General features: G+C 70.6%; 25 protein-coding genes. 2 read left to right on the top strand and 23 right to left on the bottom strand.

The window, feature by feature from the left end; translation table 11 throughout:
- Positions 1-118: 118 nt before the first annotated feature.
- The 21 genes from ACFYPM_RS01120 to paaA all read right to left on the bottom strand — a co-directional run bounded on the left by ACFYPM_RS01120 (position 119) and on the right by paaA (position 21,097).
- Positions 119-889: an NADH-quinone oxidoreductase subunit J gene (locus ACFYPM_RS01120; RefSeq protein WP_357372897.1), complete on the bottom strand. Its 771-nt coding sequence runs from the start codon at positions 887-889 to the stop codon at positions 119-121.
- Positions 886-1,527: an NADH-quinone oxidoreductase subunit NuoI gene (gene nuoI / locus ACFYPM_RS01115; RefSeq protein WP_387189880.1), complete on the bottom strand. Its 642-nt coding sequence runs from the start codon at positions 1,525-1,527 to the stop codon at positions 886-888. The genes ACFYPM_RS01120 and nuoI overlap by 4 nt, the downstream gene beginning before the upstream one ends.
- Before the next feature lies 1 nt (position 1,528).
- The gene (gene nuoH / locus ACFYPM_RS01110; RefSeq protein ID WP_387189878.1) at positions 1,529-2,878 is read right to left on the bottom strand and encodes an NADH-quinone oxidoreductase subunit NuoH; all 1,350 of its coding nucleotides are present in this window, start codon (positions 2,876-2,878) and stop codon (positions 1,529-1,531) included.
- A 118-nt stretch (positions 2,879-2,996) separates the two neighbouring features.
- Positions 2,997-5,504: an NADH-quinone oxidoreductase subunit G gene (locus ACFYPM_RS01105; protein ID WP_387189876.1), complete on the bottom strand. Its 2,508-nt coding sequence runs from the start codon at positions 5,502-5,504 to the stop codon at positions 2,997-2,999.
- The gene (gene nuoF, locus ACFYPM_RS01100; RefSeq protein ID WP_387189874.1) at positions 5,504-6,820 is read right to left on the bottom strand and encodes an NADH-quinone oxidoreductase subunit NuoF; all 1,317 of its coding nucleotides are present in this window, start codon (positions 6,818-6,820) and stop codon (positions 5,504-5,506) included. The genes ACFYPM_RS01105 and nuoF overlap by 1 nt, the downstream gene beginning before the upstream one ends.
- Entirely contained in the window at positions 6,817-8,001 is a 1,185-nt protein-coding gene (gene nuoE, locus ACFYPM_RS01095; protein ID WP_387189872.1) for an NADH-quinone oxidoreductase subunit NuoE, read from the bottom strand. Before nuoE ends, nuoF begins: the two co-directional genes overlap by 4 nt.
- A 109-nt stretch (positions 8,002-8,110) precedes the next feature.
- Positions 8,111-9,436 carry an NADH-quinone oxidoreductase subunit D gene (locus ACFYPM_RS01090; protein ID WP_357251500.1) on the bottom strand — a complete coding sequence of 442 codons (1,326 nt, stop codon included), beginning with the start codon at positions 9,434-9,436 and terminating at the stop codon, positions 8,111-8,113.
- Positions 9,433-10,170, bottom strand: a complete 738-nt coding sequence (locus tag ACFYPM_RS01085; RefSeq protein ID WP_387189868.1) for an NADH-quinone oxidoreductase subunit C — start codon at positions 10,168-10,170, stop codon at positions 9,433-9,435. Before ACFYPM_RS01085 ends, ACFYPM_RS01090 begins: the two co-directional genes overlap by 4 nt.
- On the bottom strand, positions 10,167-10,844 hold the full coding sequence (locus ACFYPM_RS01080) for an NADH-quinone oxidoreductase subunit B family protein (RefSeq protein WP_030486262.1): 678 nt from the start codon (positions 10,842-10,844) through the stop codon (positions 10,167-10,169). Before ACFYPM_RS01080 ends, ACFYPM_RS01085 begins: the two co-directional genes overlap by 4 nt.
- A gap of 14 nt (positions 10,845-10,858) precedes the next feature.
- Positions 10,859-11,224, bottom strand: a complete 366-nt coding sequence (locus tag ACFYPM_RS01075) for an NADH-quinone oxidoreductase subunit A (protein WP_007454588.1) — start codon at positions 11,222-11,224, stop codon at positions 10,859-10,861.
- Between the two features lie 135 nt (positions 11,225-11,359).
- The gene (locus tag ACFYPM_RS01070) at positions 11,360-12,637 is read right to left on the bottom strand and encodes a geranylgeranyl reductase family protein (RefSeq protein WP_387189866.1); all 1,278 of its coding nucleotides are present in this window, start codon (positions 12,635-12,637) and stop codon (positions 11,360-11,362) included.
- 139 nt (positions 12,638-12,776) lie between these two features.
- Complete coding sequence (locus ACFYPM_RS01065; RefSeq protein WP_387189863.1) at positions 12,777-13,001, bottom strand: hypothetical protein; 225 nt, start codon at positions 12,999-13,001, stop codon at positions 12,777-12,779.
- A gap of 126 nt (positions 13,002-13,127) precedes the next feature.
- Positions 13,128-13,838, bottom strand: coding sequence for a demethylmenaquinone methyltransferase (locus ACFYPM_RS01060; protein WP_387189861.1), 711 nt, complete (start codon positions 13,836-13,838; stop codon positions 13,128-13,130).
- Positions 13,839-13,974: 136 nt separating this feature from the next.
- The gene (locus tag ACFYPM_RS01055; protein WP_387189859.1) at positions 13,975-15,321 is read right to left on the bottom strand and encodes an LPXTG cell wall anchor domain-containing protein; all 1,347 of its coding nucleotides are present in this window, start codon (positions 15,319-15,321) and stop codon (positions 13,975-13,977) included.
- 424 nt (positions 15,322-15,745) lie between these two features.
- Entirely contained in the window at positions 15,746-16,936 is a 1,191-nt protein-coding gene (gene mqnC, locus ACFYPM_RS01050; protein ID WP_357251484.1) for a cyclic dehypoxanthinyl futalosine synthase, read from the bottom strand.
- A gap of 224 nt (positions 16,937-17,160) precedes the next feature.
- The gene (gene paaE / locus ACFYPM_RS01045) at positions 17,161-18,270 is read right to left on the bottom strand and encodes a 1,2-phenylacetyl-CoA epoxidase subunit PaaE (protein WP_387189856.1); all 1,110 of its coding nucleotides are present in this window, start codon (positions 18,268-18,270) and stop codon (positions 17,161-17,163) included.
- On the bottom strand, positions 18,267-18,710 hold the full coding sequence (gene paaD, locus ACFYPM_RS01040; RefSeq protein WP_387191404.1) for a 1,2-phenylacetyl-CoA epoxidase subunit PaaD: 444 nt from the start codon (positions 18,708-18,710) through the stop codon (positions 18,267-18,269). Before paaD ends, paaE begins: the two co-directional genes overlap by 4 nt.
- A 128-nt stretch (positions 18,711-18,838) precedes the next feature.
- Positions 18,839-19,564, bottom strand: coding sequence for a 1,2-phenylacetyl-CoA epoxidase subunit PaaC (paaC, locus tag ACFYPM_RS01035; RefSeq protein ID WP_387189854.1), 726 nt, complete (start codon positions 19,562-19,564; stop codon positions 18,839-18,841).
- Entirely contained in the window at positions 19,561-19,725 is a 165-nt protein-coding gene (locus ACFYPM_RS01030) for a hypothetical protein (RefSeq protein WP_387189851.1), read from the bottom strand. Before ACFYPM_RS01030 ends, paaC begins: the two co-directional genes overlap by 4 nt.
- Positions 19,722-20,009, bottom strand: a complete 288-nt coding sequence (gene paaB / locus ACFYPM_RS01025) for a 1,2-phenylacetyl-CoA epoxidase subunit PaaB (protein ID WP_357805152.1) — start codon at positions 20,007-20,009, stop codon at positions 19,722-19,724. The genes ACFYPM_RS01030 and paaB overlap by 4 nt, the downstream gene beginning before the upstream one ends.
- Complete coding sequence (paaA, locus tag ACFYPM_RS01020) at positions 20,006-21,097, bottom strand: 1,2-phenylacetyl-CoA epoxidase subunit PaaA (protein ID WP_387189849.1); 1,092 nt, start codon at positions 21,095-21,097, stop codon at positions 20,006-20,008. The genes paaB and paaA overlap by 4 nt, the downstream gene beginning before the upstream one ends.
- A gap of 367 nt (positions 21,098-21,464) precedes the next feature.
- Here paaA and ACFYPM_RS01015 point away from each other — a divergent pair, with 367 nt between their 5' ends.
- Positions 21,465-22,457, top strand: a complete 993-nt coding sequence (locus ACFYPM_RS01015) for a hypothetical protein (protein WP_387189847.1) — start codon at positions 21,465-21,467, stop codon at positions 22,455-22,457.
- Positions 22,457-23,419, top strand: coding sequence for a hypothetical protein (locus ACFYPM_RS01010; RefSeq protein WP_387189844.1), 963 nt, complete (start codon positions 22,457-22,459; stop codon positions 23,417-23,419). The genes ACFYPM_RS01015 and ACFYPM_RS01010 overlap by 1 nt, the downstream gene beginning before the upstream one ends.
- Before the next feature lie 80 nt (positions 23,420-23,499).
- Here the strand turns inward: ACFYPM_RS01010 and ACFYPM_RS01005 are convergent, their stop codons facing one another.
- Both ACFYPM_RS01005 and ACFYPM_RS01000 read right to left on the bottom strand, forming a co-directional pair.
- Positions 23,500-24,351, bottom strand: a complete 852-nt coding sequence (locus ACFYPM_RS01005; protein WP_357251468.1) for a menaquinone biosynthesis protein — start codon at positions 24,349-24,351, stop codon at positions 23,500-23,502.
- A 169-nt stretch (positions 24,352-24,520) separates the two neighbouring features.
- Positions 24,521-25,361, bottom strand: an 841-nt coding sequence (locus ACFYPM_RS01000; RefSeq protein ID WP_387189842.1) for an MFS transporter, incomplete at its 5' end; no start/stop codon positions are given.

Here is a 25,361-nt window from a genome sequence, read left to right as displayed (position 1 = left end):
TACGTGGTTTGCCTTCCGTTCGCGACTGCGGGGCTCCGCCTCGCTGCACTCCTCGCGCTCACCGGAGCCTGCCTTCCGTTCGCGACTGCGGGGCTCCGCTTCGCTGCACTCCTCACGCTCACCGGTCCGTCCCCTTCAGGGCCGTCTCCTCGGCGGTCAGCTCACGCTGCGGAAGGATCGCCGGGGTGCTGCGGTCGGTCAGGCGGCCGTCGGGGAGCCGGGCCGGGGTGGCCACCGACGAGGAGGTCGCGAAGACGCCGGGGCCGGGCTTCGGACCGGGGTAGTTGCCCGGGGCGAAGCGCGCCCGCATGGTCGACACCTGGTCGACCTTGTCCTGCTTGCGCCGCTCGACGTGGGCCAGCACCATCGCACCGACCGCCGCGGTGATCAGCAGTGCCGAGGTCAGCTCGAACGCGAAGACGTACTTGGTGAACAGCAGTCGGGCGATGCCCTGCACGTTCCCCTCCGTGTTGGCCTGCTCCAGGCCGACCGCGGTGGTTCCGTCCAGCGCCTGGTAGAGGCCGGTGGCGACCAGGCCGGCGAAGCCCAGGCCGAGCACGATCGCGGCGACCCGCTGGCCCCGCAGCGTCTCGATCAGCGAGTCCGTCGAGTCCCGACCAACAAGCATCAGCACGAAGAGGAACAGCATCATGATCGCGCCGGTGTAGACGATGATCTGCACCATGCCGATGAACGGACCGGCCTGGAGCACGTAGAACACGCCCAGACAGAGCATGGTCAGCACCAGCCACAACGCCGAGTGCACGGCGTTGCGCGCGGCTACCATCCCGATCGCGCCGATCAGCGCGAGCGGGGCGAGGATCCAGAAGGTGACCGCCTCGCCGCCGGACACCGTACCGGCGGCGGCGAGCACCGTAGACGTGGTCATGCTTCCTCTCCCTTGCCGGCCGCGACGCGCTGGGCGGCCTGCTCGGCGCCCGGGAAGGTCACGCCGGGGTGCTCCTCGACCTGGTAGCGGCCCGGACCCATCGGGGACGTCTCCGCACCGGCGGAGGTGCCCGGGTTGTCCAACGCGCCGACGTAGTAGTCCTTCTCGCTGTCACCGAGGCGCATCGGGTGCGGCGGCTGCTCCATGCCCTCCAGCAACGGCGCGAGCAACTGCTCCTTGGTGAAGATCAGGTCCTGCCGGTTGTCCCGGGCCAGCTCGTACTCGTTGCTCATCGTGAGCGACCGGGTCGGGCAGGCCTCGATGCACAGCCCGCAGAAGATGCACCGGGCGTAGTTGATCTGGTAGATGCTGGCGTACCGCTCACCCGGCGAGAAGCGCTGCTCGTCGGTGTTGTCGCCACCCTCGACGTAGATCGCGTCCGCCGGGCAGGCCCACGCGCACAGCTCGCAGCCGATGCACTTCTCCAGGCCGTCCGGGTGCCGGTTGAGGATGTGCCGCCCGTGGTAGCGCGGCGCCGACACCGGCGGCTTGAACGGGTAGTCGGTCGTGACGACCTTCCTGAACATGTGCGAGAAGGTGACACCGAATCCCTTGAACGTTCCGGTGATCGAGCCCACGTCACACCTCCCTGGAGTCCGAGCCGGCAACGATGTTGGCCGGCTCCCGCTCGGCGACCACGCGCGTGATGCGCGGGCTCGGTGGTACCTGAAGATCCATCGGTGGCAGCGGGAAGCTCCCGTACGGCCGGTTGTCGACCTGCTCCTGCGTCGTCGGCTTCGGCTTCGGACGCCGGTTGGGCCAGAAGATCGTGACGATCAGCAGGATGCCGGCCGGAATGCCGACCGCGATCACCTTGCCGCGCGAGTCCCAGTCCTCGATGGACCGCAGGCCCGACAGGACCAGGATCCAGACCAGGTTGATCGGCAGCAGTACCTTCCAACCGAGGCGCATGAACTGGTCGTAGCGCAGCCGGGGCAGCGTGCCGCGCAGCCACACGAACACGAAGACCAGCGCGATCACCTTGCCGAAGAACCAGAGCATCGGCCACCAACCGGAGTTGGCGCCCTCCCACAGCGTGATCGGCCAGGGTGCCCGCCAACCGCCGAGGAACAGCGTGGTGGTGACCGCGGACATGGTCACCATCGCGACGTACTCACTGAGCATGAAGAGCGCGAACTTCAGCGAGCTGTACTCCGTCATGAATCCCGCGACCAGCTCGGACTCGGCCTCGGGCAGGTCGAACGGCGCCCGGTTGGTCTCACCCACGGTGGCGATGAAGAAGATGACGAAGCTGGGCAGCAAGAGAATCGCGTACCAGCCCGGTGCCGGGATCGTCTGACCGAAGACGCTCAGTTTGGTGCCGTCGCCCTGTGCGGCGACGATCCCGCTGGTGCTCATCGTGCCGGCGGTCATGAAGACCGCCACGATGCTCAGGCCCATGGCGACCTCATAGGAGATCATCTGAGCGCTCGATCGCAGACCACCGAGCAGCGGGTACGTCGAACCCGAGGCCCAGCCGCCGAGCACGATGCCGTAGACGCCCATCGACGAGCAGGCCAGCAGCAGCAGCACCGCCACCGGCACGTCGGTGACCTGCAACGGCGTGTGGTGGCCGAAGATGCTCACCATCGGGCCGAACGGCACCACCGACAGGGCGGTGACCGCGCAGATCACCGAGATGGTCGGGGCGAAGAAGTAGACGACCTTGTCGGCCGCCTTCGGCAGGATGTCCTCCTTGAAGGCCATCTTCAGGCCGTCGGCGAGGGTCTGCAGCAGGCCGAACGGACCGACCTGGTTGGGGCCGGGCCGCACCTGCATGTAGCCGACGACGCGCCGCTCGAACCAGACACCGAGCAGGGTGGCCAGCAGACCGAAGGCGAACGCAAAGACGATCTTGCCGAGAACCAGCCACCACGGATCCCGGCCGAAATCGGCAAGCGTCGGATCCTGGGCGAGGAGGGGACTCACAGTGCCCACCTTTCGTTCGCGACTGCGCGACTGACTGCTCGCGACTGCGGGGCTCGCTTCGCTCGCTCCTCGCGCTCGCGGAGGGCCTCCCTCGCGTGCGCTCGTTCACTCCTTGCGCTCACTGGTTACCCCCGGAGTTGAGGAGCGGACCCGGGAGGCCGGTCTCGTCGGCCGCCACGCGTCCGGCCGGGATGGCCGTTCCCATCGCGGGGACGGAGATCCGGACGACCGCGCCGGACGTCGCCCCGAGGCTGCGTCGCACGGTCGAGCCGGGTGAGTTGGTCGGCAGCCAGACCACGCCGTCCGGCATCTCGGTGAGCTCGGCCGGCAGGGTCAGCGCCCCCCGGTCGGTGCCGACCGTGACCGCGTCACCGTCGATGACACCGAGCGCCTCGGCGGTGCCCTTGCCCAACCGGACCACCGGCGGGCGAGCGGTGCCGGCGAGGTTCTCGTCGCCCTCGGTCAGGCTGCCGAGGTCCACCAGTTGGTGCCAGGTGGCCAGCACGGCCTCCCCGTCGCCCGGGTGCGGCACCCGGCCCGGTGCCACCGACGGCGTGGACGGTCGCGACGTACGCGTCGCCGGCAGCGCGCCCAACTCGCGACGCACGCTCGGCACGTCAGCGGTGCCGAGCCGCACGTCGAGCAGCGCGGCCAGCGCGTCGAGCACCCGACCGTCGGTCATCGCCGCAGTGGTCAGCACCGCCTCGAACGGGCGCAGCCGACCCTCCCAGTCCAGGAAGCTGCCGGCCTTCTCGGCCACCGGGGCGACCGGCAGCACCACGTTCGCCCGCCGGGTCACCGCGGTGGGGCGCAGCTCCAGGCTGACCAGGAACGGCACCGCGTCCAGAGCGGCCTCGGCCAGTCGCGGGTCGGCCAGATCGGCCGGGTCGACCCCGCCGACGACAAGCGCACCGAGCTGCCCGTTGGCGGCGGCGTTGAGGATGCCGTCGGTGTCCCGACCGGGCTGGCTCGGGATCACCCCGGCTGGGATGTCCCACGCCTCACCCAGCTCGGCGCGGGCGGCCGGTTCGTTGACGAGCCGTCCACCGGGGAGCAGGTTGGGCAGGCAGCCCGCGTCGACGGCGCCGCGGTCACCCGCGCGCCGCGGCACCCAGGCCAGCTTCGCACCGGTACGCCGGGCCACGTCCGCCGCGGCGGAGAGCCCGCCCGGCACACTTGCCAGCCGCTCGCCGACGATCAGGATCGCGCCCGGTGCGCTCAGCGCCTCGTCGACCGTGGCGTGCTCGGCGAGCACGCTGGCCTCCTCGCCCGGCACGACCCGGGCCAGCTTCGCGCCGAGCTTCTCCAGGCCGCGGGTGGCGAACGGTGCCAGCGCGTACACCGTCAGGGTCTTCTTCAGGTACGCCTTGCGCAGCCGCAGGAAGAGGATCGGGCACTCCTCCTCCGGCTCCAGGCCGACGAGCACCACCGCTGGCGCGTTCTCCACGTCGGTGTAGGTGACGTCGGTGACCCCGGCGACCGAGCTGGCCAGGAAGTCGGCCTCCTCGCGGGAGACCGGCCGGGCCCGGAAGTCGATGTCGTTGGTGTTCAGGGCGACCCGGGCGAACTTCGCGTACGCGTACGCGTCCTCGACGGTCAGCCGGCCGCCGGTGAGAACCGCCGTGCCCTGGCCGCCCTCCCGAGCGGAGTGCAGCCCTTCGGCGGCCACGGTGAGCGCCTCGCTCCAGGACGCCTCGCGCAGCTCACCGGTGCGCTCGTCGCGAACCAGTGGGGTCGTCAGCCGATCGGTGGCGCGGGTGTACTGGAAGCCCCACCGGCCCTTGTCGCAGTTCCACTCCTCGTTGACCTGCGGCTCGTCGCCGGCCAGCCGGCGCAGCACCTTGCCGCGTCGCCAGTCGGTGCGCTGCCCGCAGCCGGCCGAGCAGTGTTCGCAGACGCTCGGGCTGGAGACCAGGTCGAACGGGCGGGCCCGGAATCGGTACTGGGCACCGGTCAGCGCCCCCACCGGGCAGATCTGCACGGTGTTACCGGAGAAGTAGGAGTTGAACGGAACGTCCCCCTCGTTGCCCTCTTCGCCGTACGCGTCGTCCCGGTAGATGTTGATTTCCTCGGCGGACGACCGGCCCATCAGGTCGATGAACTTGTCGCCGGCGATCTCCTCGGAGAACCGGGTGCACCGCTGACAGAGGACACAACGCTCGCGGTCCAGCAGCACCTGGCTGCTGATCGCCATCGGCTTCTCGTACTCCCGCTTGTGCTCGTGAAAGCGCGAGTCGGTGCGGCCGGTGGACATCGCCTGGTTCTGGAGCGGGCACTCGCCGCCCTTGTCACACATCGGGCAGTCCAGCGGGTGGTTGAGCAGCAGCAGCTCCATCACCCCCTCCTGCGCCTTCTTGGCGACCGGCGAGGTGAGCTGGGTCCGGACGACCATGCCGTCGGCGACGGTCTGGGTGCAGGAAGCCACCGGCTTGCGCTGGCCCTCCACCTCGACCAGGCACTGCCGGCACGCGCCGGCCGGGGCCAGCAGCGGGTGGTCGCAGAACCGGGGGATCTCGGTGCCCATCTGCTCGGCGGCCCGGATCAGCAGCGTCCCCTTGGGGGCGGTGACCTCGACGCCGTCGATGGTGAGGGTGACGGTCTCGGTCTTCTTTGCTACATCAGTCATCAGTGCGCCCCTACCAGGGTCTTCTCTGACAGCTTCGGTGCGGTCCGTCCCTCGATGTAGTCGAGGTAGTCCTGCTTGAAGTACTTCAGTGAGGAGGTCACCGAGCTGGTGGCGCCGTCACCCAGGCCGCAGAACGAGCGGCCGAGGATGTTGTCGCAGGTGTCCAGCAGGGTGTCCAGGTCCTCGTGGGTGCCCTGACCGGCGAGGATCCGCCGGTAGACCCGGACCATCCAGTAGTTGCCCTCCCGGCACGGGGTGCACTTGCCGCACGACTCGTGGTGGTAGAACTCCAGCCACCGGTACGTCGCGTAGACCGGGCAGTCCTGGTCGGAGAAGATCTGGGTGGCCGTGGTGCCGAGGATCGAGCCGGCCGCCGCCACGCCCTCGAAGTCGAGTGGCACGTCCAGGTGCTCGGCGGCGAGCAGCGGGGTGGACGAGCCGCCCGGGGTCCAGAACCGCAGGTTGTGGCCAGGCTGCATGCCACCGGCCAGTTCCAGCAGTTCGCGCAGCGTGACGCCCATCGAGCACTCGTACTGACCCGGGTTGACGATCCGGCCGGACAGCGAGTAGATCATCGGCCCGGCGGACTTCTCGGTGCCCATGGACTTCCACCATTCGGCCCCACCGAGCACGATCGGCGGCACGCTGGCGATGGTGCCGACGTTGTTCACCACCGTCGGGCTCGCGTAGAGGCCGTGGGTGGCCGGGAACGGCGGACGCAGCCGGGGCTGACCCCGGAAACCCTCAAGCGAGTCCAGCAGCGCCGTCTCCTCGCCGCAGATGTACGCCCCGGCACCGGAGTGCACCACCAGCTCCAGGTCGTAGCCGCTGCGCAGGATGTTGCGGCCCAGGTAGCCCTTGTCGTACGCCTCCTGGACGGCGTTGCGCAGCCGGCGCGCGGCGTGCACCGCCTCGCCCCGGATGTAGATGTAGGCGCGGCTGGCCCGGATCGCGTACGACGCGATGATCACGCCCTCGACCAGCGCGTGCGGGTCGTGGGTCATCAGCGGCAGGTCCTTGCAGGTGCCCGGCTCGCCCTCGTCGGCGTTGACCACCAGGTAGTGCGGCTTGCCGTCGCCCTGGGGAATGAAGCCCCACTTGAGGCCGGTCGGGAAGCCGGCGCCGCCACGCCCGCGCAGCCCGGAGTCCTTGATCAGCTGGATCAGGTCGTCCGGGTGGGCCTTGAGCGCCTTGCGCAGGGCGGCGTAGCCGTCGAGCTGCTCGTACGTGCCGATGCGCCAGGCGTCCGGCGACAGCCAGCGCTTGGTCAGCACCGGCGTCAGCTTGGCCACGGTCTCCGGGCGGGGAGTGGTCACTTCTGTGCCCCCGTTTCGTTCGCGTCCGCAGATCCGGCGCCGTCGGCGTCCGTACCAGCCTTCGCTTCGGTGAGGTTGCGCTCCTGCGCCCCGGCCTCGTCGCCGGCGGGCTTGCCGTCGCCGGCCGGCGGGTTGGCCGCCACACCGGCGGCCTCGGCCGCCCGCGCGTCGCGCGGCTCGGACGCGGTGCTGTCCGTCGGGACCTTGGTGCCCGGGGCGTCCGGCACCGCAGTGCCCGCGTCCGGCTGCCGGGTCTCGGCGGTACGCACCTGCGGCGACTTGTCGTCCGGTGCCTTCACGTCCCGCGTGGTGCCGCCGGTGGCATCCGCCGGCTCGACGGCATCTGCCGGCTTCGCCGGCTCGGCGACACCGGCCGCCCCGGTCGGGGCGGAAGCCCCGTCGCCACCCTTGACCGGCGCCGCGCTGGCCTCGACAGGCGCCGGCTTGGCGGCCTCCGCCTTCGCCTTCGCCTCGGCGGCGGCCTTGTCCGCCTCCGCCTTGCTCCGGATCGGGGTGTTCGGGTCGAAGCCCGGCACCGAGACGCCGTGCTCCTGCGCCAGCCGCAGCCCGCGCAGGGTCGGCTCGCCCGGCCCGCCGTCGGCGACCGCGCCGTCCCGCTCGTCGGCGAAACCGGCGAGCTGCACCGCCATCTCCTTGAGGGTGCACAGCCGGGCGCCCCGGGTCGGCATCGGCCGCCCACCCGCCCGCAGCTCGTCGACGACGCCGACCGCGGTGGACGGGTCCACGCCGTCGAAGAAGTCGTAGTTGACGGTCATCACCGGGCCGTAGTCACACGCCGCCAGGCACTCGGCGTGCTCCAGCGTGATCGTGCCGTCGCCGGTGGTCTCGTCGTGGCCGACGCCCAGGTGCTCGGACAGGGTGTCGTAGACCTCCTGACCACCGAGCACGTTGCACATCGTGTTGGTGCAGACGCTGACCAGGAAGTCACCCGTCGGCTTGCGCTTGTACATCGTGTAGAAGGTGGCCACCGCGCCGACCTGGGCCTTGTTCAACCCCAGCACCTCGGCGCAGAACGTGACCCCGGCCGGGGAGACGTACCCTTCCTCGGCCTGCACCAGGTGCAGCAGCGGCAGCAACGCCGAGCGGGACCGGTCCGCCGGGTAACGGGCGATGATCTCGCGCGCCCGCTCCCGGGTCTCGTCAGTGAAAGTCGTCGTCATCAGAGCCGCCTTCCGTTCGCGACTGGGCTGGCGTCTGCCCGCGACTGCGGGGCTCGCTCCGCTCTCTCCTCGCGCGAGCGGCTGGGGCTCGCAAGCTCACTCCTCGCACTCACCTGTCACAACCCCCCATGACCGGGTCCAACGAGGCGCCGCCGGCGATCACGTCGGCGATCAGGCCACCCTCGGCCATCGCCGGGAGAGCCTGGAGGTTGACGAAGCTCGGCTCCCGGTAGTGCACCCGGTACGGCCGGGTGCCACCGTCGGAGACCGCGTGCACGCCCAGCTCGCCGCGGGGCGCCTCGATGGCGACGTACACCTGGCCGGGCGGAACCCGGAAACCCTCGGTCACCAGCTTGAAGTGGTGGATCAGCGACTCCATCGACTGACCCATGATCTTGGCGACGTGCTCCAGCGAGTTGCCCATGCCGTCCACACCGATGGCGAGCTGCGCCGGCCAGGCGATCTTGCGGTCGGCGACCATCACCGGTCCCGGACGGAGCCGGTCCAGGGCCTGCTCGACAAGCTTCATCGACTCCCGGATCTCGGCGAGCCGGACCTGGTAGCGGCCCCACACGTCACCGTCGGGGTGGGTCGGCACGTCGAACTCGTAGTTCTCGTAACCGCAGTACGGCATGGTCTTGCGCAGGTCCCAGGCGAGGCCGGCAGAGCGCAGCACCGGACCGGTGATGCCGAGCGCGACACAGCCGGTCACGTCCAGCACCGCGACGTTCTTCGTCCGCTCGGTCCAGATCGGCTGGCCGGAGAGCAGGTCCTCGTACTCCTTGAGCTTCTTCGGCATCATCTTGAGGAACTCGCGGATCTTGACGATCGCGTCGTCGGGCACGTCCTGCGCCACGCCGCCCGGCCGGACGTACGCGTGGTTCATCCGCAGGCCGGTGATGGTCTCGAAGATGTCGAGGATGTACTCCCGCTCGCGGAAGCCGTACAGCATGATCGAGATCGCGCCCAGCTCCATGCCGGTGGTGGCCAGCCAGACCAGGTGCGACGAGATCCGGTTGAGCTCCATCATCAGCACGCGGATGGTGGTGGCCCGCTCGGTGATGTCGTCGGTGATGCCGAGCAGCTTCTCGACCGCGAGCGCGTACGCCGTCTCGTTGAAGATCGGGGCGAGGTAGTCCATCCGGGTCACGAACGTCGAGCCCTGAACCCAGTTGCGGTATTCGAGGTTCTTCTCGATGCCGGTGTGCAGGTAGCCGATGACGGATCGGGCCTCACGGACCGTCTCGCCCTCCAGCTCCAGGATCAGCCGCAGCACCCCGTGCGTGGACGGGTGCTGCGGACCCATGTTGACGACGATCCGCTCGTCGTTGATCGGGTCGGTGCCCGAGACGATGGTGTCCCAGTCCCCACCGGTGACGGTGAAGACCCGACCCTCGTCGGTCTCACGCTCGCTGGCGTAGTTCGACGTCGTCACTGGTACGACCTCCGCTCGTTCGGCGGCTGGATCTCCGCGCCCTTGTACTCGACGGGCACGCCGCCGAGCGGGTAGTCCTTGCGCTGCGGGTGGCCCTCCCAGTCGTCCGGCATGAGGATCCGGGTCAGGTTGGGGTGGCCGTCGAAGACGATGCCGAACATGTCGTACGCCTCCCGCTCCTGCCAGTCCGCCGTCGGGTAGATGGCTGTCACGCTGGGCAGGTGCGGGGCCGCCACGGAGACCGCGGCCTCCAACCGGACCCGACGCCGGTACGTCATCGAGGTGAGCAGGTAGACCACGTGCAGCCGGCGCTCGTCGGCGCCCAGGTAGTCCACGCCGGACACCGAGGAGCACAGCTCGAACCGCAGCGCCAGGTCGTCGCGCAGCACCTGGCAGACCTCGGCGATCCGCTCCGGGCGGACGTGCAGGGTCAGCTCGCCCCGGTCGACCACGACCTTCTCGATCGCGTCGGCGAAGGCCGGGTACGCCTCCTCCAACGCGTCGCGCACCTCGTCGAAGTAGCCCCCGTACGGCCGGGACGCCTCCTCGATGGGCTGGCGCTGGCGGACCAGGCCGCCGTAGCCGGACACGTCGCCGGTGCCCTGGTTGCCGAACATCCCGCGACCGGCCGGGCTGGCCGGCGGAAGCTCGGCGGGGGCACCGCTGGTGGCGCCGGCCGGCGTGACCGGCACCGGCACCGGGCCGTCGTTGGGCTTGTCCGTGGGTGACGTCATTTGGGGCCTGCCTGCGGGTGGAGGTGGTTCTGAGCGTTCATCCAGTTCTCGATCCGCAACTGCTCCTCGCGGCCCTCGCGGACCGCCCGGGTCCACTCGGCACGGCGGGCCTTGTCGCTGCGGTACGAGGAGGGCATGGAGCCGTAGGGCACGACCGGTACGTCGCCGCGCTCCTGGCGGGCGGCCAGCATCTTGCGACCGTTCGGACCCAGCGGCTCATACATGATCTTCTCGCGGAGCTTGAGGATCGCGTCGATGAGCATCTCCGGCCGGGGCGGGCAGCCGGGGAGGTACATGTCGACCGGCACCACGTGGTCGACGCCCTGCACGATCGCGTAGTTGTTGAACATGCCCCCGCTGCTGGCGCAGACGCCCATGGAAAGCACCCAACGGGGCTCGGCCATCTGGTCGTAGATCTGGCGCAGCACCGGAGCCATCTTCTGACTCACCCGGCCGGCCACGATCATCAGGTCGGCCTGCCGGGGGGACGCCCGGAAGACCTCCATGCCCCAGCGGCCCATGTCGTAGTGCGGACCACCGGCTGCCATCATCTCGATGGCGCAGCAGGCCAGGCCGAAGGTGGCGCCCCACACGGACGACTTCCGGGACCAGTTGACCAGCTTCTCCACCGAGGTGAGCAGGACGCCGGCGGGAAGCTTCTCCTCGATGCCCATCTGACGTTCCTTCCTCAGTCCCAGTCCAGGCCGCCGCGCCGCCACACGTAGGCGTACGCAACGAAGACCGCGACGATGAACAGGACCATCTCCACGAAGCCGAAGATCGGCAGGGCGTCGAACGAGACCGCCCAGGGGTAGAGGAAGATGATCTCGATGTCGAAGACGATGAAGAGCATCGCCGTCAGGTAGAACTTGATCGGGAACCGGCCGCCGCCGACCGGCTGCGGGCTGGGCTCGATGCCGCACTCGTAAGCCTCGAGTTTGGCCTTGTTGTAGCGACGGGGACCGGCGAAGCGGGCGGCGCCAACGGAAAACAGCGAGAACGCCGCGGCGAGGGCGAACAGCCCGATGATCGGTGCGTAAGGCGAGAGCGACATCGTTTTCTCCTGCTCGTCCTTCCCTGCCCTCGGTGCTTGACGAAAATCACACTATTCACGTCCCTCGCAGTGGCAGTCGGCGGGGGTCGATCTTTGTCAGCGTCGGGGCCGTGACCAGCACCGATGCTGTCCTACTCAGACAGCTGGCGCGGCCTTCGTCATCGCGTTGATGACCCGGTCCATCGCGTCCCCGCCACGCGGGTCGGTCAGGTTGGCCAACAGCTTGAGCACGAAACGCATCAGCGTCGGGTGCGGCATGCCGTGTTTGGTGGCGATCCGCATGATCTCCGGGCGGCCGATCAGTTTCACGAAGATGCCGCCCAGCCGGTAGTAGCCGCCGAGGCGGGCCTTCAGCTCGTTCGGGTACGCCAGCAGCGCCCGCTCCCGCTCCGGGCCGGCCGGCCGGGCGAGGGCCTGGACCATGACCTCCGCGGCCAGTTCGCCGGACTCCATCGCGTACGCGATGCCCTCGCCGTTGAACGGGTTGACCATGCCGCCCGAGTCGCCGACCAGCAGCACCCCTCGGGTGTAGTGGGGCACCCGGTTGAAGCCCATCGGCAGCGCGGCGCCGAGGATCGGGCCGTCGGCGTTCGTCTCGTCGGTCATCCCCCAGTCAACCGGGGTGTTGGCGAGCCAGTCGGTGAGCAGCCGGCGGTAGTTGGTCTTGCCGAACGCGGAGGACGAGTTGAGCACGCCGAGACCGACGTTGACCCGACCGTCGCCCAGGCCGAAGATCCAGCCGTACCCGGGCAGCAGGTTGTCGCCGCTGTCCTTGCTGCGCAGCTCCAGCCAGGACTCCAGGTAGTTGTCCTCGTGCTTGGCCGGCGAGTTGTAGTAGCGGCGGACGGCCACACCGATCGGCCGGTCCTCCCGCTTGGCCAGCCCGAGCGCGAGCGGGAACCGGCCGGAGACGCCGTCCGCCGCGACGACGAGCGGGGCGTGGAACGTGGTCGGCTCCTTGCCCGGCCCGACCTCCGCCTCGACGCCGGTGACGCGGCCATCGCCGTCGAGCACCGGGCCCAGCACGTTGACGCTGGTGCGCAGCTTCGCGCCGGCGGCCACCGCCCGCTGGGCGAGGAGGTCGTCGAAGTCGAGACGCGTACGCACCAGACCGTAGTTGGGGAAGCTGGCCAGCTCGGGCCAGTCCAGCTCGAGGCGCACCCCGCCGCCGATGACCCGCAGGCCGCGGTTGTGCAGCCAGCCGGCCTCGGGCGAGGTGTCCACACCCATCCGGACGAGCTGGCGCACCGCGCGCGGGGTCAACCCGTCGCCGCAGACCTTCTCCCGCGGGAACTCGGTCTTCTCCAACACCAGCACCCGTACGCCGTGCCGAGCCAGGTGGTACGCAGTAGCTGACCCACCGGGACCGGCGCCCACGACAATGACGTCGGCGTCATGTTCCACCTCGGTCATTCGCGCCTCCTCCCGCACGCTCGTGAAATGCTTCACAAGCCAGACGGGACGAGTGTATGACCGGCGTCATACCTGCGCAGGATCAGGGGTGCCTAACTCGCCGATGTGACAGCCCTCGACCATCCACAGCGGTCGAGTGTCAGGCCGGGCTGGGGGCTTCCAGGCCCGCATCGACCCGGATGGCCTCCGGCAGGTGCTCCCGGAGCGCACCGCCCGCCGCCCGGTCCAGCGCCGCCAACACCTCGGCGACCACCTGTCGGACCTCCACCGGATCGGCTCCGGCCAACGCGCGCAGTTGCGCGACAAGTTCGGCAGCGTCGTCGTCGGTGGCGGCCACCGGGTCCGCCGGGTCTGCTCCGGTCATGCGGACGAGCGTACGGGGCAAAGTGGACTAAAGACCGATATTCGCGAAACCTGAGCAATGTCCGCGTGAATGGCGTCCGGCCCGCCGGCTCGGTGATCGTCGTGCGGCCCGCGTCGGTCGCGGCGACTACTCGCGGATCCCCCGGTGCAGGGCCACCACACCACCGGTCAGGTTGCGCCAGGCCACCCGGCCCCACCCGGCCGCGGCGACCCGGCTGGCAAGCGCCTCCTGCGCCGGCCAGGCCCGCACCGACTCGGCGAGATAGACGTACGCGTCGGGGTTGCTCGACACCGTTCGGGCGACCACCGGCAGCGACCGCATCAGGTACGACAGGTAGACCGTTCGGAAGACCGGGTTGACCGGGGTACTGAACTCACAGATCGCCAACCGCCCACCCGGCCGGGTGACCCGGGCCAACTCGCGCAGGGCCGCGTCGGTGTCGTTGACGTTGCGCAACGCGAAGGAGATGGTCACCGCGTCGAAACTGGCGTCGGCGAACGGCAGCCGCAGCGCGTCGCCGGCCAGCAGCGGCACCTCGGGACGGACCCGCTTACCGGCGTACAGCATGCCCAACGACAGGTCAGCCCCCACCGCGTACGCCCCGGACTGCGCCAACTCCCGGGTCGAGACGCCGGTGCCCGCGCCCACGTCCAGCACCCGCTCGCCCGGCCGCAGCCCGAGCGCCGCCCGGGTGGCCCGACGCCACAACCGGTCCTGGCCGAAGGAAATCACCGTGTTGGTCAGGTCGTAGCGCTCCGCCACGCCGTCGAACATCGCGGCGACCTCGTGCGGCTGCTTGTCCAGACTGGCGCGCTGGCCCTGTGGGGAACGGCTCACCCCTCCACTCTGCCAGCCGCCCGCCAGGCGGTGCCCCTGGGGTGGTGCGGCACCCCGTTACGCGAAGGGGCGGGGTGGTCGCCCACCCCGCCCTCGCGTCGTTCCGGTGTCCAGACGCCGCCTGCCAGTGCCGCTGTCAGTCGGTGGGCTTCTCGTCGCTCGGGGCGACCAGGACGACCTTGCGCCGGCGGGAGAGCACCAGCAGGGCACCGCCCACCAGCAGGATGAGGCCGCCGATGCCACCGATCAGACCGACCTGCACACCCGTCACCGGCAGGCCACCACCACCGGAGCCGCCACCACCGGCAGCCGGCGACGTGCTCGCGCCCGGCGTCGGCGTACCACCCGGGCTGGTCGTACCACCCGGGCTGGTCGTGCCGCCCGGCGTCGGGGTGGCGGTCCCACCCGGCGTCGGGGTGGCCGTGGACGTCGGGGTGGCGGTGGGCGTCGGGGTGGCCGTGGACGTCGGGGTGGCCGTGGGAGTCGGGGTCGGCTGCGCGGTCAGGTCGACGAAGACGTCGAAGACCGCCTGGTTGTCGCCCTCGTCGACCTCGGTGAAGGCCTTGCGCTGGGCGCTGGTCGCCGGCTCGGGCTGCTCCTCGGCCTGACCCGTCGCGGCGTCGAGACCCTGCGCGACCAGCTCGCCGACCCGCAGCACCGGCTCGGTGACGTTCGCGCCGACCGTCACCTTGACGTCCGCCGTGTAGTACTCACCAGGCTTGATCACCGCGCCGTCGTCCTGGCAGAGCGCCTGGGCGACACCGCCCAAGGTCTGCGACGAGCAGGCGTCCGGGAGGGTGGCGAAGGTGACGCCGGCCGGGAGCGTGAGCACGTAGGACAGGCCGGTGGCCTTGCGGCTGCCGTCGTTGTAGACCGCCCAGTCCAGCGGCACCGTCTCGCCGCGCTTGACCGGCCGGAGGTCGGGATCATCGCCCTGGACGCCGTTCACCACGACGTTCGCGTGGACGTCCTGCACCCAACTGGTCAGGTCGTAGCCGGGCTTGCCGACGGTGATGTCGTGCTCGACCCGGTTGTCCTTGAGCTTGGGGTCGGCGGTGGCCGACTTGATGGTGACCACAAGCGTGCCGGCCTCGCCGCGCGCCCCCGTGGAGAAGAGCGGGATGCCGAAGTCCTCGCTGGTGCCGGCCGGCACGTCGCCGAGCGGGCAGGTGAACGTCTTGCCCTTCACCTGGCAGCCGTCGGGCACGACGACCCCGACCGCGCTCTTCAGCAGGTTGCTGGTGTCCACGGTGTAGCTGACGCCCTTGGCGGCGACCGCGCTCCGGGTGTTGTCCACCAGGAACTTGAACGGCTTCGCCTTGGCGGCCTTGACACCCTTGGCCAACTCGGTGCTGAGCGGCACCAGTGCCAGATCGGCCTGGTCGGCGGCCTGCGCCGGGGCGGCCACGGTAGCCAGGCCACCGGCCGCGAGCAGGGCCACCACGCCAGCGCGGGCCAGGGCCGTGCGGTGGAACGCTGTCATCGGTCCCCCGGGGGGTAGGGAAGAAAGATTGATTGCGGAACGAGCGGACGTTATCGGAGGTCGATCACGCACGCCAGCGTGCGGGGCCCTTTTCGTCCGTCCGGCCCCGGGTCCGCAGACGGTACGGGCGGGATGGTCACCCATCCCGCCCGTACCGCCGTGCGTTATATGAACGGCCCGCAACGGGCCGATGGAGGACAGCCCACGAACGACCATCAGAACACCCGCCACCAGCACGATCGCGCTGAACCACCGGTCGCCGACGATGACGGATATGAGCCGGGACGCTAGCCGCCGACGATCACCTTCACCACCCCTGCGGCGGACAGCCTGACGCTGCGGCGGCCCGGACCACCCGTACCGCCGAAGCGATCCGGCGGGAGCATGAGCCTCGGTCAGCCGAACGGCCGGGCGACGCGCCGCGTCAGTTGACCTCGACGAGCGGCAGGGACCGGCCCGCGCCGCCGCCGGGAAGCGCGATCGAGGAGAAGTGCGACACCACCCGCTCGTCGGTCGGGTCGTCGGCAGGCGTGTGGTGCACCGCGAGCCGGTGGTAGAGGGTGTCGCGCTGCGCGGGGATCCGGTCCGCCGAGCGGATCATGCCGATCAGCTCGTGCAGGTTGGAGCGGTGCCGCGCACCGGCGGAGGAGATCACGTTCTCCTCCAGCATGATCGAGCCGAGGTCGTCCACGCCCATGTGCAGCGAGAGCTGCCCGACGTCCTTGCCGGTGGTCAACCAGGACGCCTGGAGGTGCGGCACGGTCTCGAAGAAGAGCCGGGCCACCGCGACGAGGCGCAGGTATTCCAGGGTGGTGGCCTGGGTGCGGCCCTTGAGGTGGTTGTTCTCCGGCTGGTACGTCCACGGGATGAAGGACCGGAAGCCGCGGGTGCGGTCCTGCACGTCCCGGATCATGCGCAGGTGCTCGATCCGCTCGGCGTGCGTCTCGCCGGTGCCCATCATCATGGTGGCGGTCGACTCGATGCCCTGCCGGTGCGCCAGCTCCATGACCTCCAGCCAGCGCTCACCCGACTCCTTGAGCGGCGCGATGGCCTTGCGCGGACGCTCCGGCAGCATCTCCGCGCCGGCGCCCGCGATCGAGTCCAGACCGGCGGTCTTGATCCGGGCGATGGCCTCGTCCAGGCTCACCCCGGAGACCTTCGCCATGTGCAGGATCTCGCTGGGGCCGATCGAGTGGATGACCAGCTGCGGGTACGCCTGCTTGACCGAGGAGAACAACTCCTCGTAGTACTCCACGCCGTAGTCCGGGTGGTGCCCGCCCTGGAGCATCACCTGGGTCGCGCCCAGCTCGACCGCCTCGCCGCACCGGCGCAGGATCTCCTCGGTCGGGTGGGTCCACCCCTCCGTGTGCTTCGGCGCGCGGTAGAACGCGCAGAACTTGCACGCCGTCACGCAGACGTTCGTGTAGTTGATGTTGCGATCGATCAGGTACGTGACGACGTTGTCCGGGTAGCGCCGCCGACGCACCGCGTCCGCCGCCTCACCCAACGCGTGGAAGGGCGCCTCGGTGTAGAGCAGCAACGCCTCCTCGGGCGTGATCCGCCCGCCGTCCGCGCCACGCTGCAGGATGTCGTCGATCTCCCGGCTCACCGTCACGCCCCCGAGCCTACGCCGGTCACGCGCGTTGGCCCTGAGGGGTGGTTCAGGGCTGTGATGTCAGGATCTCGCGCAGCACCGTCTCCGCGATCTTGCACTTTCTGTCGCGGCATTAGGGGCATTCCACGCAAACAGGCGACAGGAAGTGCAAGATCGACGCGGGTGAGGCGGTTGCGCGAAGGCCAGCACCGGGCCGACCGGGTCGGGTCGGCGCGCTGCGAAGGTCAGGCGTCGTAGTCGACCGTGAGCCGGTCGGTGGTCGGGCTGGACTGGCAGGTGAGGACGTAGCCGGCGGCCAACTCGTCCGGCTCCAGGGAGTAGTTGCGGGCCATCGTGACCGACCCGTCGACCACCTTCGCCTTACAGGTCGAGCAGACGCCGCCCTTGCAGGCGTACGGCAACTCGCCGCGCACCTTCAACGCGGCGTCCAGCACCCGCTCCTCGCGACCCATCGTGAAGCTCGACGACCTGCCGTCCAGCACGATGGTCACCTCCGCCCCGGCACCCGCCTGGTCCACCGGACGGCGCACCGGCTCCGGTGGCGCGTCGACGTGGAACAGCTCGGTGTGCACCGCCGACTCGGGCAGCCCGCGTGCGGTCAGCACGTCCCGGACGTCGACCACCATGGCGTACGGGCCGCAGAGAAACCACTCCTCGATCACGTCGCCCGGCACGATGGTGCCCAGCAACCGGCCCAGCCGCTCGACGTCGATCCGCCCGGAGAGCAGCGCCGACTCGCCCTGCTCCCGGGAGAGCACGTGCACCAGGTGCAGCCGGGTGGGATAACGGTCCTTCAGATCGGCCAGCTCCTCGGCGAACATCACCGTGTTCGCCGTGCGGTTGCCGTACACCAGGGTGAAGGTGCTGGCCGGCTCGACGGCCAGCGCGGTCGCGACGAGCGCGAGCACCGGGGTGATGCCGGAGCCGGCGACGACCGCGCCGTAGTGCCGCACCCGGTCCGGCGCGAACGCCGTGGTGAAGGTGCCCAACGGCGGCAGCACCTCGACGGTGTCGCCACCGCGCAGCGCCCCGCACGCGAACGCCGAGAAGGCGCCGCCGGGGATCTCCCGCACCCCGATCCGCAACCGGCCGTGCCGGGCCAGGTCGTCGGGGGTGGAGCAGATCGAGTACGACCGGCGCACATCCGTGCCGTCCTCCGCGGCTCGCCGCACGGTGAGGTGCTGACCCGCGCGGAAGGCGAAGGTCTCCCGCAGATCCTCGGGTACGGCGAAGGTCACCGCGACCGCATCGTCGGTGAGCCGGTCGACGGCAGCGACCGACAACGGGTGGAAGACCGGTCGGCGGCGGACCGGACGGGTGATGGTGACAGTCACAGCGCCTTCAGGTGGTCGAAGGGTTCGGAGCACGAACGGCAGCGCCACAGCGCCTTGCACGCGGTGGAGCCGAACCGGCTGACCTGCTCGGTCTCCGGTGACCCGCACTGCGGGCAGCGGACCGTGAGCGTCAGCGGGACGACGCCGGAGGTGGGCACCGGGGCCGGCGGGGCGATCCCGGCGGCGGCGAGCTTGGCCCGCCCACCCTCGGAGATCCAGTCGGTGCTCCACGCTGGGTTGTAGACGGTGCGGACCTCGGCGTCGGGGTGGCCGGCGACCGCCAGCGCGCGGCGGATGTCGGTGCGGATCACGTCCATCGCCGGGCAACCGGTGTAGGTCGGGGTGATGGTGACGGTGATCCGGCCGCTGGCCCGGTCCTCCTCGACCGCCCGCAGGATGCCCAGCTCGTCAATGGTGATCACCCGGATCTCCGGGTCCACGACACCGGCGGCGGCCTCCCGCGCACTAAGCGTGCCGCCGGTCGTGGCTGGCGGGTTCCCGCTCCGCGCGCTCACCGTACCGCCGCCGCTCGCGACAGCGGGGCTCCGCTGCGCCGCGCTCCTCGCGCTCACCAGCGCGCCCCGGGATGGGCGCGGTGCAGCACCTGCATCTCGGCGAGCAGGTAGGCCAGGTGCTCGGTGTGCACGCCGTCCCGCCCGCCGGCCGGGGCCCAGCCGCTCTCCGGCCGGGTGAGCGTCGCCTCGGCCAGCACCGCGCCGACGGCCTCGTCGAACGCCGGCCGCAGGGTGGCCGGGTCGACCGGCGCCGCCGGGTCCGCGGCGAACAACTCGTGGGTGTACGGCCACACCTGGTCGACGGCCGCCTGCATCCGACGGTGCGACTCCTCGGTGCCGTCACCGAGCCGCTTCACCCACAACGCGCCATGGTCCAGGTGGTACGCCGACTCCTTGCGCGCCTTCGCGCCGATCGCGGCCAGCCGCTCGTCGGCGCAACCGGCCAGCGCCGTGTACAGCGGCAGCTGGTAGGCCGCCAGGAAGAACAGCTTCGCCATGGTCACCGCGAAGTCGCCGTTGGGCAGCTCGACCAGGAGCGCGTTGCGGAACTCGCGGTCGTCGCGCAGGAACGCCAACGCGTCCTCGTCCCGGCCCGCGCCCTCCAACTCGCCCGCGTACGACAGCAGCAGCCGCGCCGCCCCGAGCTGGTCGAGGGCGATGTTGGCAAGCGCGATGTCCTCTTCCATCTCCGGCGCGCGGGTCGTCCACTCGGCCAGTCGTTGCGCCGCGACCAACGCGTCGTCGGCGAGGGCGAGGGTGAAGTCGTACGGCCCGTTCACGCCAGCACCTCGCTGCGCTCGGCGGCGGCGCGAAGCGCCCCGCTGCTGAGCCGGCTGGTGCGCTCGCTCCGCTCGCTTCCCGCCACCACCTCGCTACGCTCGGCGGCGGCGCGAAGCGCCCCGCTGCTGAGCCGGCTGGTTCGCTCGCTCCGCTCGCTCACAGGTGGGCCACCCCGTCCGGCACCTCGTAGAAGGTGGGGTGGCGGTAGACCTTGTCGGCGGCCGGGTCGAAAAAGGAGTCCTTCTCGTCCGGGCTGGACGCGGTGATCGCGCCGGCCGGCACCACCCAGATCGACACACCCTCCTGACGGCGGGTGTACAGGTCCCGGGCGTTGCGCAGGGCCAGCTCCGCGTCGGGGGCGTGCAGGCTGCCGACGTGGGTGTGCGACAACCCGCGTCGCGCCCGCACGAAGACCTCCCAGAGCGGCGAGTGTTCGGTAGTCACGCGGCCACCTTCTCCTTCTGTTGCGCCCGCTTCGCGGCGTACGCCGTGGCGGCCTCGCGGACCCAGGCACCCTCGGCGTGTGCCGCCCGGCGGTGGGCGATCCGCTCCCGGTTGCACGGACCGTCGCCGGAGATGACCCGCAGCAGCTCGTCGTAGTCCGGCTGGGTGTAGTCGTAAGCCTGCCGCTCCTCGTTCCAGCGCAGGTCCGGGTCGGGGATGCGCACGCCGAGGATCTCGGCCTGCTGGACGCACATGTCGACGAAACGCTGGCGCAGATCGTCGTTGGAGAAGCGCTTGATCTTCCAGGCCATCGACTGGGCGGAGTGCGTGGAGTCGCCGTCCGGCGGGCCGAACATCGCCAGTGACGGGTACCACCACCGGTCCACCGCGTCCTGGGCCATCGCCTGCTGCGCCGGGGTGCCGTGCGCGAGGGTGTGCAGGATCTCGTAGCCCTGCCGCTGGTGGAACGACTCCTCCTTGCAGACCCGGATCATCGCGCGGGCGTACGGGCCGTACGAGCAGCGGCACAACGGCACCTGGTTGACGATCGCCGCGCCGTCCACCAGCCAACCGATCGCGCCCATGTCGGCCCAGCTCAGGGTGGGGTAGTTGAAGATCGAGCTGTACTTCTGGCGACCGTCGAGCAGCAGTTGGACCAGCTCGTCGCGGCTGATGCCGAGGGTCTCGGCGGCGGCATAGAGGTAGAGGCCGTGACCCGCCTCGTCCTGCACCTTGGCCAGCAGGATCGCCTTGCGCTTGAGCGAGGGCGCCCGGCTGATCCAGTTGCCCTCCGGCTGCATGCCGATGATCTCGGAGTGGGCGTGCTGGGCGATCTGCCGGATCAGCGTCCGGCGGTACGCGTCGGGCATCCAGTCGCGTGGCTCGATCTTCTGCTCGGCGTCGACCACCTCGGCGAAGTACGCCGCGAGGTCCTCGTCTGGCGCGGGTCCGCCGCGCCGGCCGCGCGCCGCCGCCACGCGGAGCTCCGCCTCGGCGGCCTCGACCTCGCCCAGCAGGCCGGCAGCGGGCGCGTCGCCCGCAGCGGCGTCCGACGTGTCGGTCGGGGTCGGGAAGTCGTTGCCATACATGGGACAAGTGTTACAGCTGGCAATCCAAGAAGCCATAGGGTGTAACAGGATTCCGACAACCGATCCGTAGCGGAATGAGCGCTTTGCGTGACCAGGCCGTCCGGATGGCGGCGTGACTTGGGCCACGAAACAAAGGTGAATCCCCGCAAGAGCCGCATACCGGTCGCATATCTCACCTTTATCCCAGGTCGCCTAGTGTCGGGTCCTGGCAAGTCGCCCAGCCGGACGTAGACTTTCGGCCGGCACACCGATCGGCTTCAGATGATTGCCGCCAGACAGAGGCCACCTCCCCCGGCCTTGGCGATCGGCCGATTCGTCCGGACAACAAGCCGGTCCCCCGGCCCTGACACCTGGAGTTCACCCACTCATGCGTCCCCGCGTGACCCTGGTGCTCGCCATCGTGGCGATCCTGCTCGGCGGCGTCCTCCTGGTCCCCGCCGCGTACGCCCGACTCTCCAGGGGCGACAGCGGCGGAGGCGGTGGAGGCGGCGCTGCCTCGCAGGTCGCCGCGCCCGCACCCGCGCCACCGCCGCCGCCCACGCTGGCGGCCGGTCCGGTGTCGGTGGACTTCCAGGGCGACTTCTTCTCCTGGGCTCTGCTGGATCGGCAGACCGGCGCGATCTCCGGGTCGCCGAACATGGCCGAGACCAGCTCCACCGAGTCGATGATCAAGGCGTGGATCGTCTCGGACTACCTGCGGCAGCTCGGCGACAAGGAACCGCCGCCGGCACTGAAGAAGGCCGCCAGCCTCGCCATCATCGACAGCAACGACACCGCGGCCAACCAGGTCCACGCTGCCGCGGGCGGCTCGTACAGGCCATCCACGAGCAGCACGCCCGACGCGGTGATCCAGCGGGCGATCAAGATCTGCGGACTGACCGACACCAAACGCGGCAATATCAAGCCGTTCTCCGGCTACTGGAGCTTCACCCAGATGTCCCCGCGCGACGCGGTCCGGCTCGGCGACTGCATCGCCGACGGTAAGGCCGCTGGCCGGAAGTGGACCCCGTGGGTGCTGGATCAGATGAGCAAGGTCCGGGGCACCACCGCGGCGAAGGACCAGAAGGCCAGGACTGGCGGTGGCCGCTGGGGGATCATCGACGGCCTGCCAAAGTCGATCACCGCGCAGGGCCCGGTCAGCATAAAGAATGGATGGACGCGGATCTACTACGACGCCAACTGGCACGTCAACTGCCTCGCCGTCACCGACAAGTGGAGTCTCGCGGTGATGCTGCGCTACCCGGCCAAGAACAGTCTCGACTACGGCGCGAAGGTCTGCGCCAGTGTGGCCACCCAGTTGGTCACCCCGCAGCCCGGCGCCGCGCTCAAGGTGCCCCAGCAACCGGTCGGGAAGCTCTGATGGCCGGAAATCGGCGGGCCGACCGGCGTGGCGGCGGCGAAGCGTCCCCGCTGCGGCTGGTCGCCATCGCCGTCATCCTGATCGGGTTGGTACTGGTGTCGCTGCGGCTGTTGCCGGGGTCACCGTTCGAGTCGGCGGCCGCCGCCAAGTGGGGCGACGCCGGCTCCGGCACGAGCGACCGCCCCACCGGCGCAGGCACCAACCGGAGTGCCCGCCAGCCGACCGCGCCGTCGCCGAGCCCCAGCCCGTCGCTGGAGCCGCTGCCGTTCGTGGCCAAGGATCTCAAGCTGGACATCGAGGGCTGGTACTCCTGGAGCGTGCTGGACCGGCGCACCGGGCAGATCATCGGCTCCAAGAACATGAACGAGACAAGCACGACCGCCTCGATGATCAAGTCCTGGATCGTGGCCGACTACCTGCGTCGCGCGGCCGACGCCGGCCAGACGCCCAGCGCCGCGAAGCTCGCCGACGCGACGCGGATCATCCGGGACAGCGACAACACCCGGGCCGAACAGTTCTACAACCAGGTCGACCGGGACGCCTCGATCAAGCGGTTGATCTCCATGTGCAAGCTGACCGACAGCAAGGTGGCCCCCGACGGCGGTTGGAGTCGGACGGCGCTCTCCCCCCGGGACACCGCCCGCCTGGGCAACTGCATCGCCACCGGCACCGCCGCCGGGCCGAAGTGGACCAAGTGGCTGCTCAACGAGATGAAGTTGGTCCGCGGCGCTGGTGACTTCGGAATCCGTAAGGCCTTCCCGGCCGACGAGCAGAAGCAGATCGCCATCAAGAACGGGTGGATCGACCGGACCAAGGAGCAGGAGATGCACATCAACTGCCTGGCCATCGGCGGCACCTGGACGATGGGCGTGATGGTCAGGTACCCGATCAACATGGGCTACGACTACGGCATGAAGAACTGCGAGAAGATCACCGAGGCGCTCCTGCGCCCCGGCACCTGAGCCGCGGCCTCGCGCGCCGCGCGGGGCCGGTCCGCCGTTGGTGCCCTGTGGCCTCGCGCGCCGCGGGGCCGACCCGCCGGTCAGCCGGCGAAGAACTCCGGGCCACCCTCCGGCAACTCCGGGGCCGCACCGATCGCGGCGGCTCGCCGGGCCCACTCGCGTAACCCGGCGACCTGCCGGTCACCGAGCGAGAAATCCAGGGTACGGAAGTACGTGGCGAGCGTCTCCGCGTCGAACGTCTCCCAGCGGGCTGCGGCCTCGGCGACCTGGTCCAGCTCGGCCAGGCAGAGGTCCCGCGAGCGCAGGAACGCCTCGTGCACCTCCTTGACCAGACCCGGGTGGGCGGCGGCGAAGTCGCGGCGGACCGCCCAGACGGCGAAGACCATCGGCAGCCCGCTCCACTCCCGCCACGCCTGCCCGAGGTCGGTGACGATGAGCCCGCGCTTCGGCGCCTCGTAGTACGCCCGCAGCGCCACGTCCCCGATCAGCACCCCGGCGTCGGCCTCGAGCAGCATCTGCGTCAGGTCCGGCGGGCAGCGGAAGTATTCGGGCCGCACGTGGTACCGCTCGGCAAGCAGCAACTGGGCCAGCATCACCCCGGTCCGCGAGGTCGAGCCGAGCGCCACCCGGGCGCCGTCCAGCTCGTCGAGAGGTCGGGTGGAGACCATGTTGACCGAGAGCACCGGTCCGTCACTGCCCACCGCCAGGTCCGGCAGGAGGAGCAGCTCGTCGGCGTGCTTCAGGTACTCCAACAGGGTGATCGGGCCGATGTCGAGGTCACCGGCGACAAGCGCCGCGCTCAACCGATCCGGCGAATCCTTCTGCAGGTCGACGTCGAGCAGGGCACCGGAGCGCATCAGACCCCAGTAGATCGGCAGGCAGTTCAGGAACTGGATGTGCCCGACCCGCGGGCGTGCGATGCGCTCAGCCATGACCCGACCGTATCCCCGGCCCTCGGGTCCGGCTCGGCGGGTCGGCCCGGAGTGGCCAAGCCCGCATTCGCCCTGCTGACCCGCTGGCACCTGCCACCCCTGGGCGTCAACGCCGGACCGGCTGCTCGCACACCGGTCCGCCCGCCTTGTCGCCCCCCGGTCCGGCCGGTTACCCGCGCTCCGGCCCGCGTAGCGCCCGGGCGACGACCGGCACGAACACCAGCACCACCAGGATCCCGGCCGCGCCGGCCACCGCGATCAGCGGCCGGGGCGACGCTCGCGTGAGCAGCGCGCCGCCGAGCAGATAACCGGCCATCGAGCCGCCCTGCACCGCCGCGCCAAAACTGGCGTACGCACGGGCGCGCATCGCCTCCGGCACCCGGAGAGCAATGAGCAGGCTGGCGAAGACGTTCGCCGCGCCGTTCGCCGCTCCCGCCACCAGCCAGAGCGGCACCAGCACGCCGGCCGTTGGCACCCACGCGGCCAGCAGCACCATCAGGCTGCACCCGCCGAGCGCGACCAGCACTCCGCAGACCAGCGCGCCGTCGTCGTCGAGCCGGCGGGCGAGCCGCGCCGCCAGCCAGCCGCCGGGCAACATACCGGCCATCCAGGCGGCACCAACGAGGCCGTACGTGGTGGCGGAACCGCCGAGCGTCTCCCGGATGAAGAAGACCTCGATCACGTTGATGCCGCCGATCGCCGCGATCACCACGGCGGTGCTCGTCACCATGACGAGCATCAGCGGATCCCGCCCCAGTCGCCAGCCCTCGGCCGTACCGCCGGCAGTGCGCAGCTCAACCACGCTCGGCCCGGCCGCAGTCGGTGCGGCCTCGGTCGGTGCGGCCTCGGTCGGTGCGGCCTCGGTCTGCGGGCCGGCGGTCGGCGCTGCCGGCCCGGCGGCGCTCGGCGGCGCGGCGGCGCTCGGCGGCGCGGCGGCGCTCGGCGGCGCGGCGGCGCTCGGCGGCGCGGCGGCGCTCGGCGGCGCGGCGGCGCTCGGCGGCGCGGCGGCG

The sequence above is a fragment of the Micromonospora sp. NPDC005203 genome, assembly GCF_042872705.1.
In the GTDB taxonomy this organism is placed as follows: Bacteria; Actinomycetota; Actinomycetes; order Mycobacteriales; family Micromonosporaceae; genus Micromonospora.
This window is presented reverse-complemented; position numbering and strand designations above follow the sequence as displayed.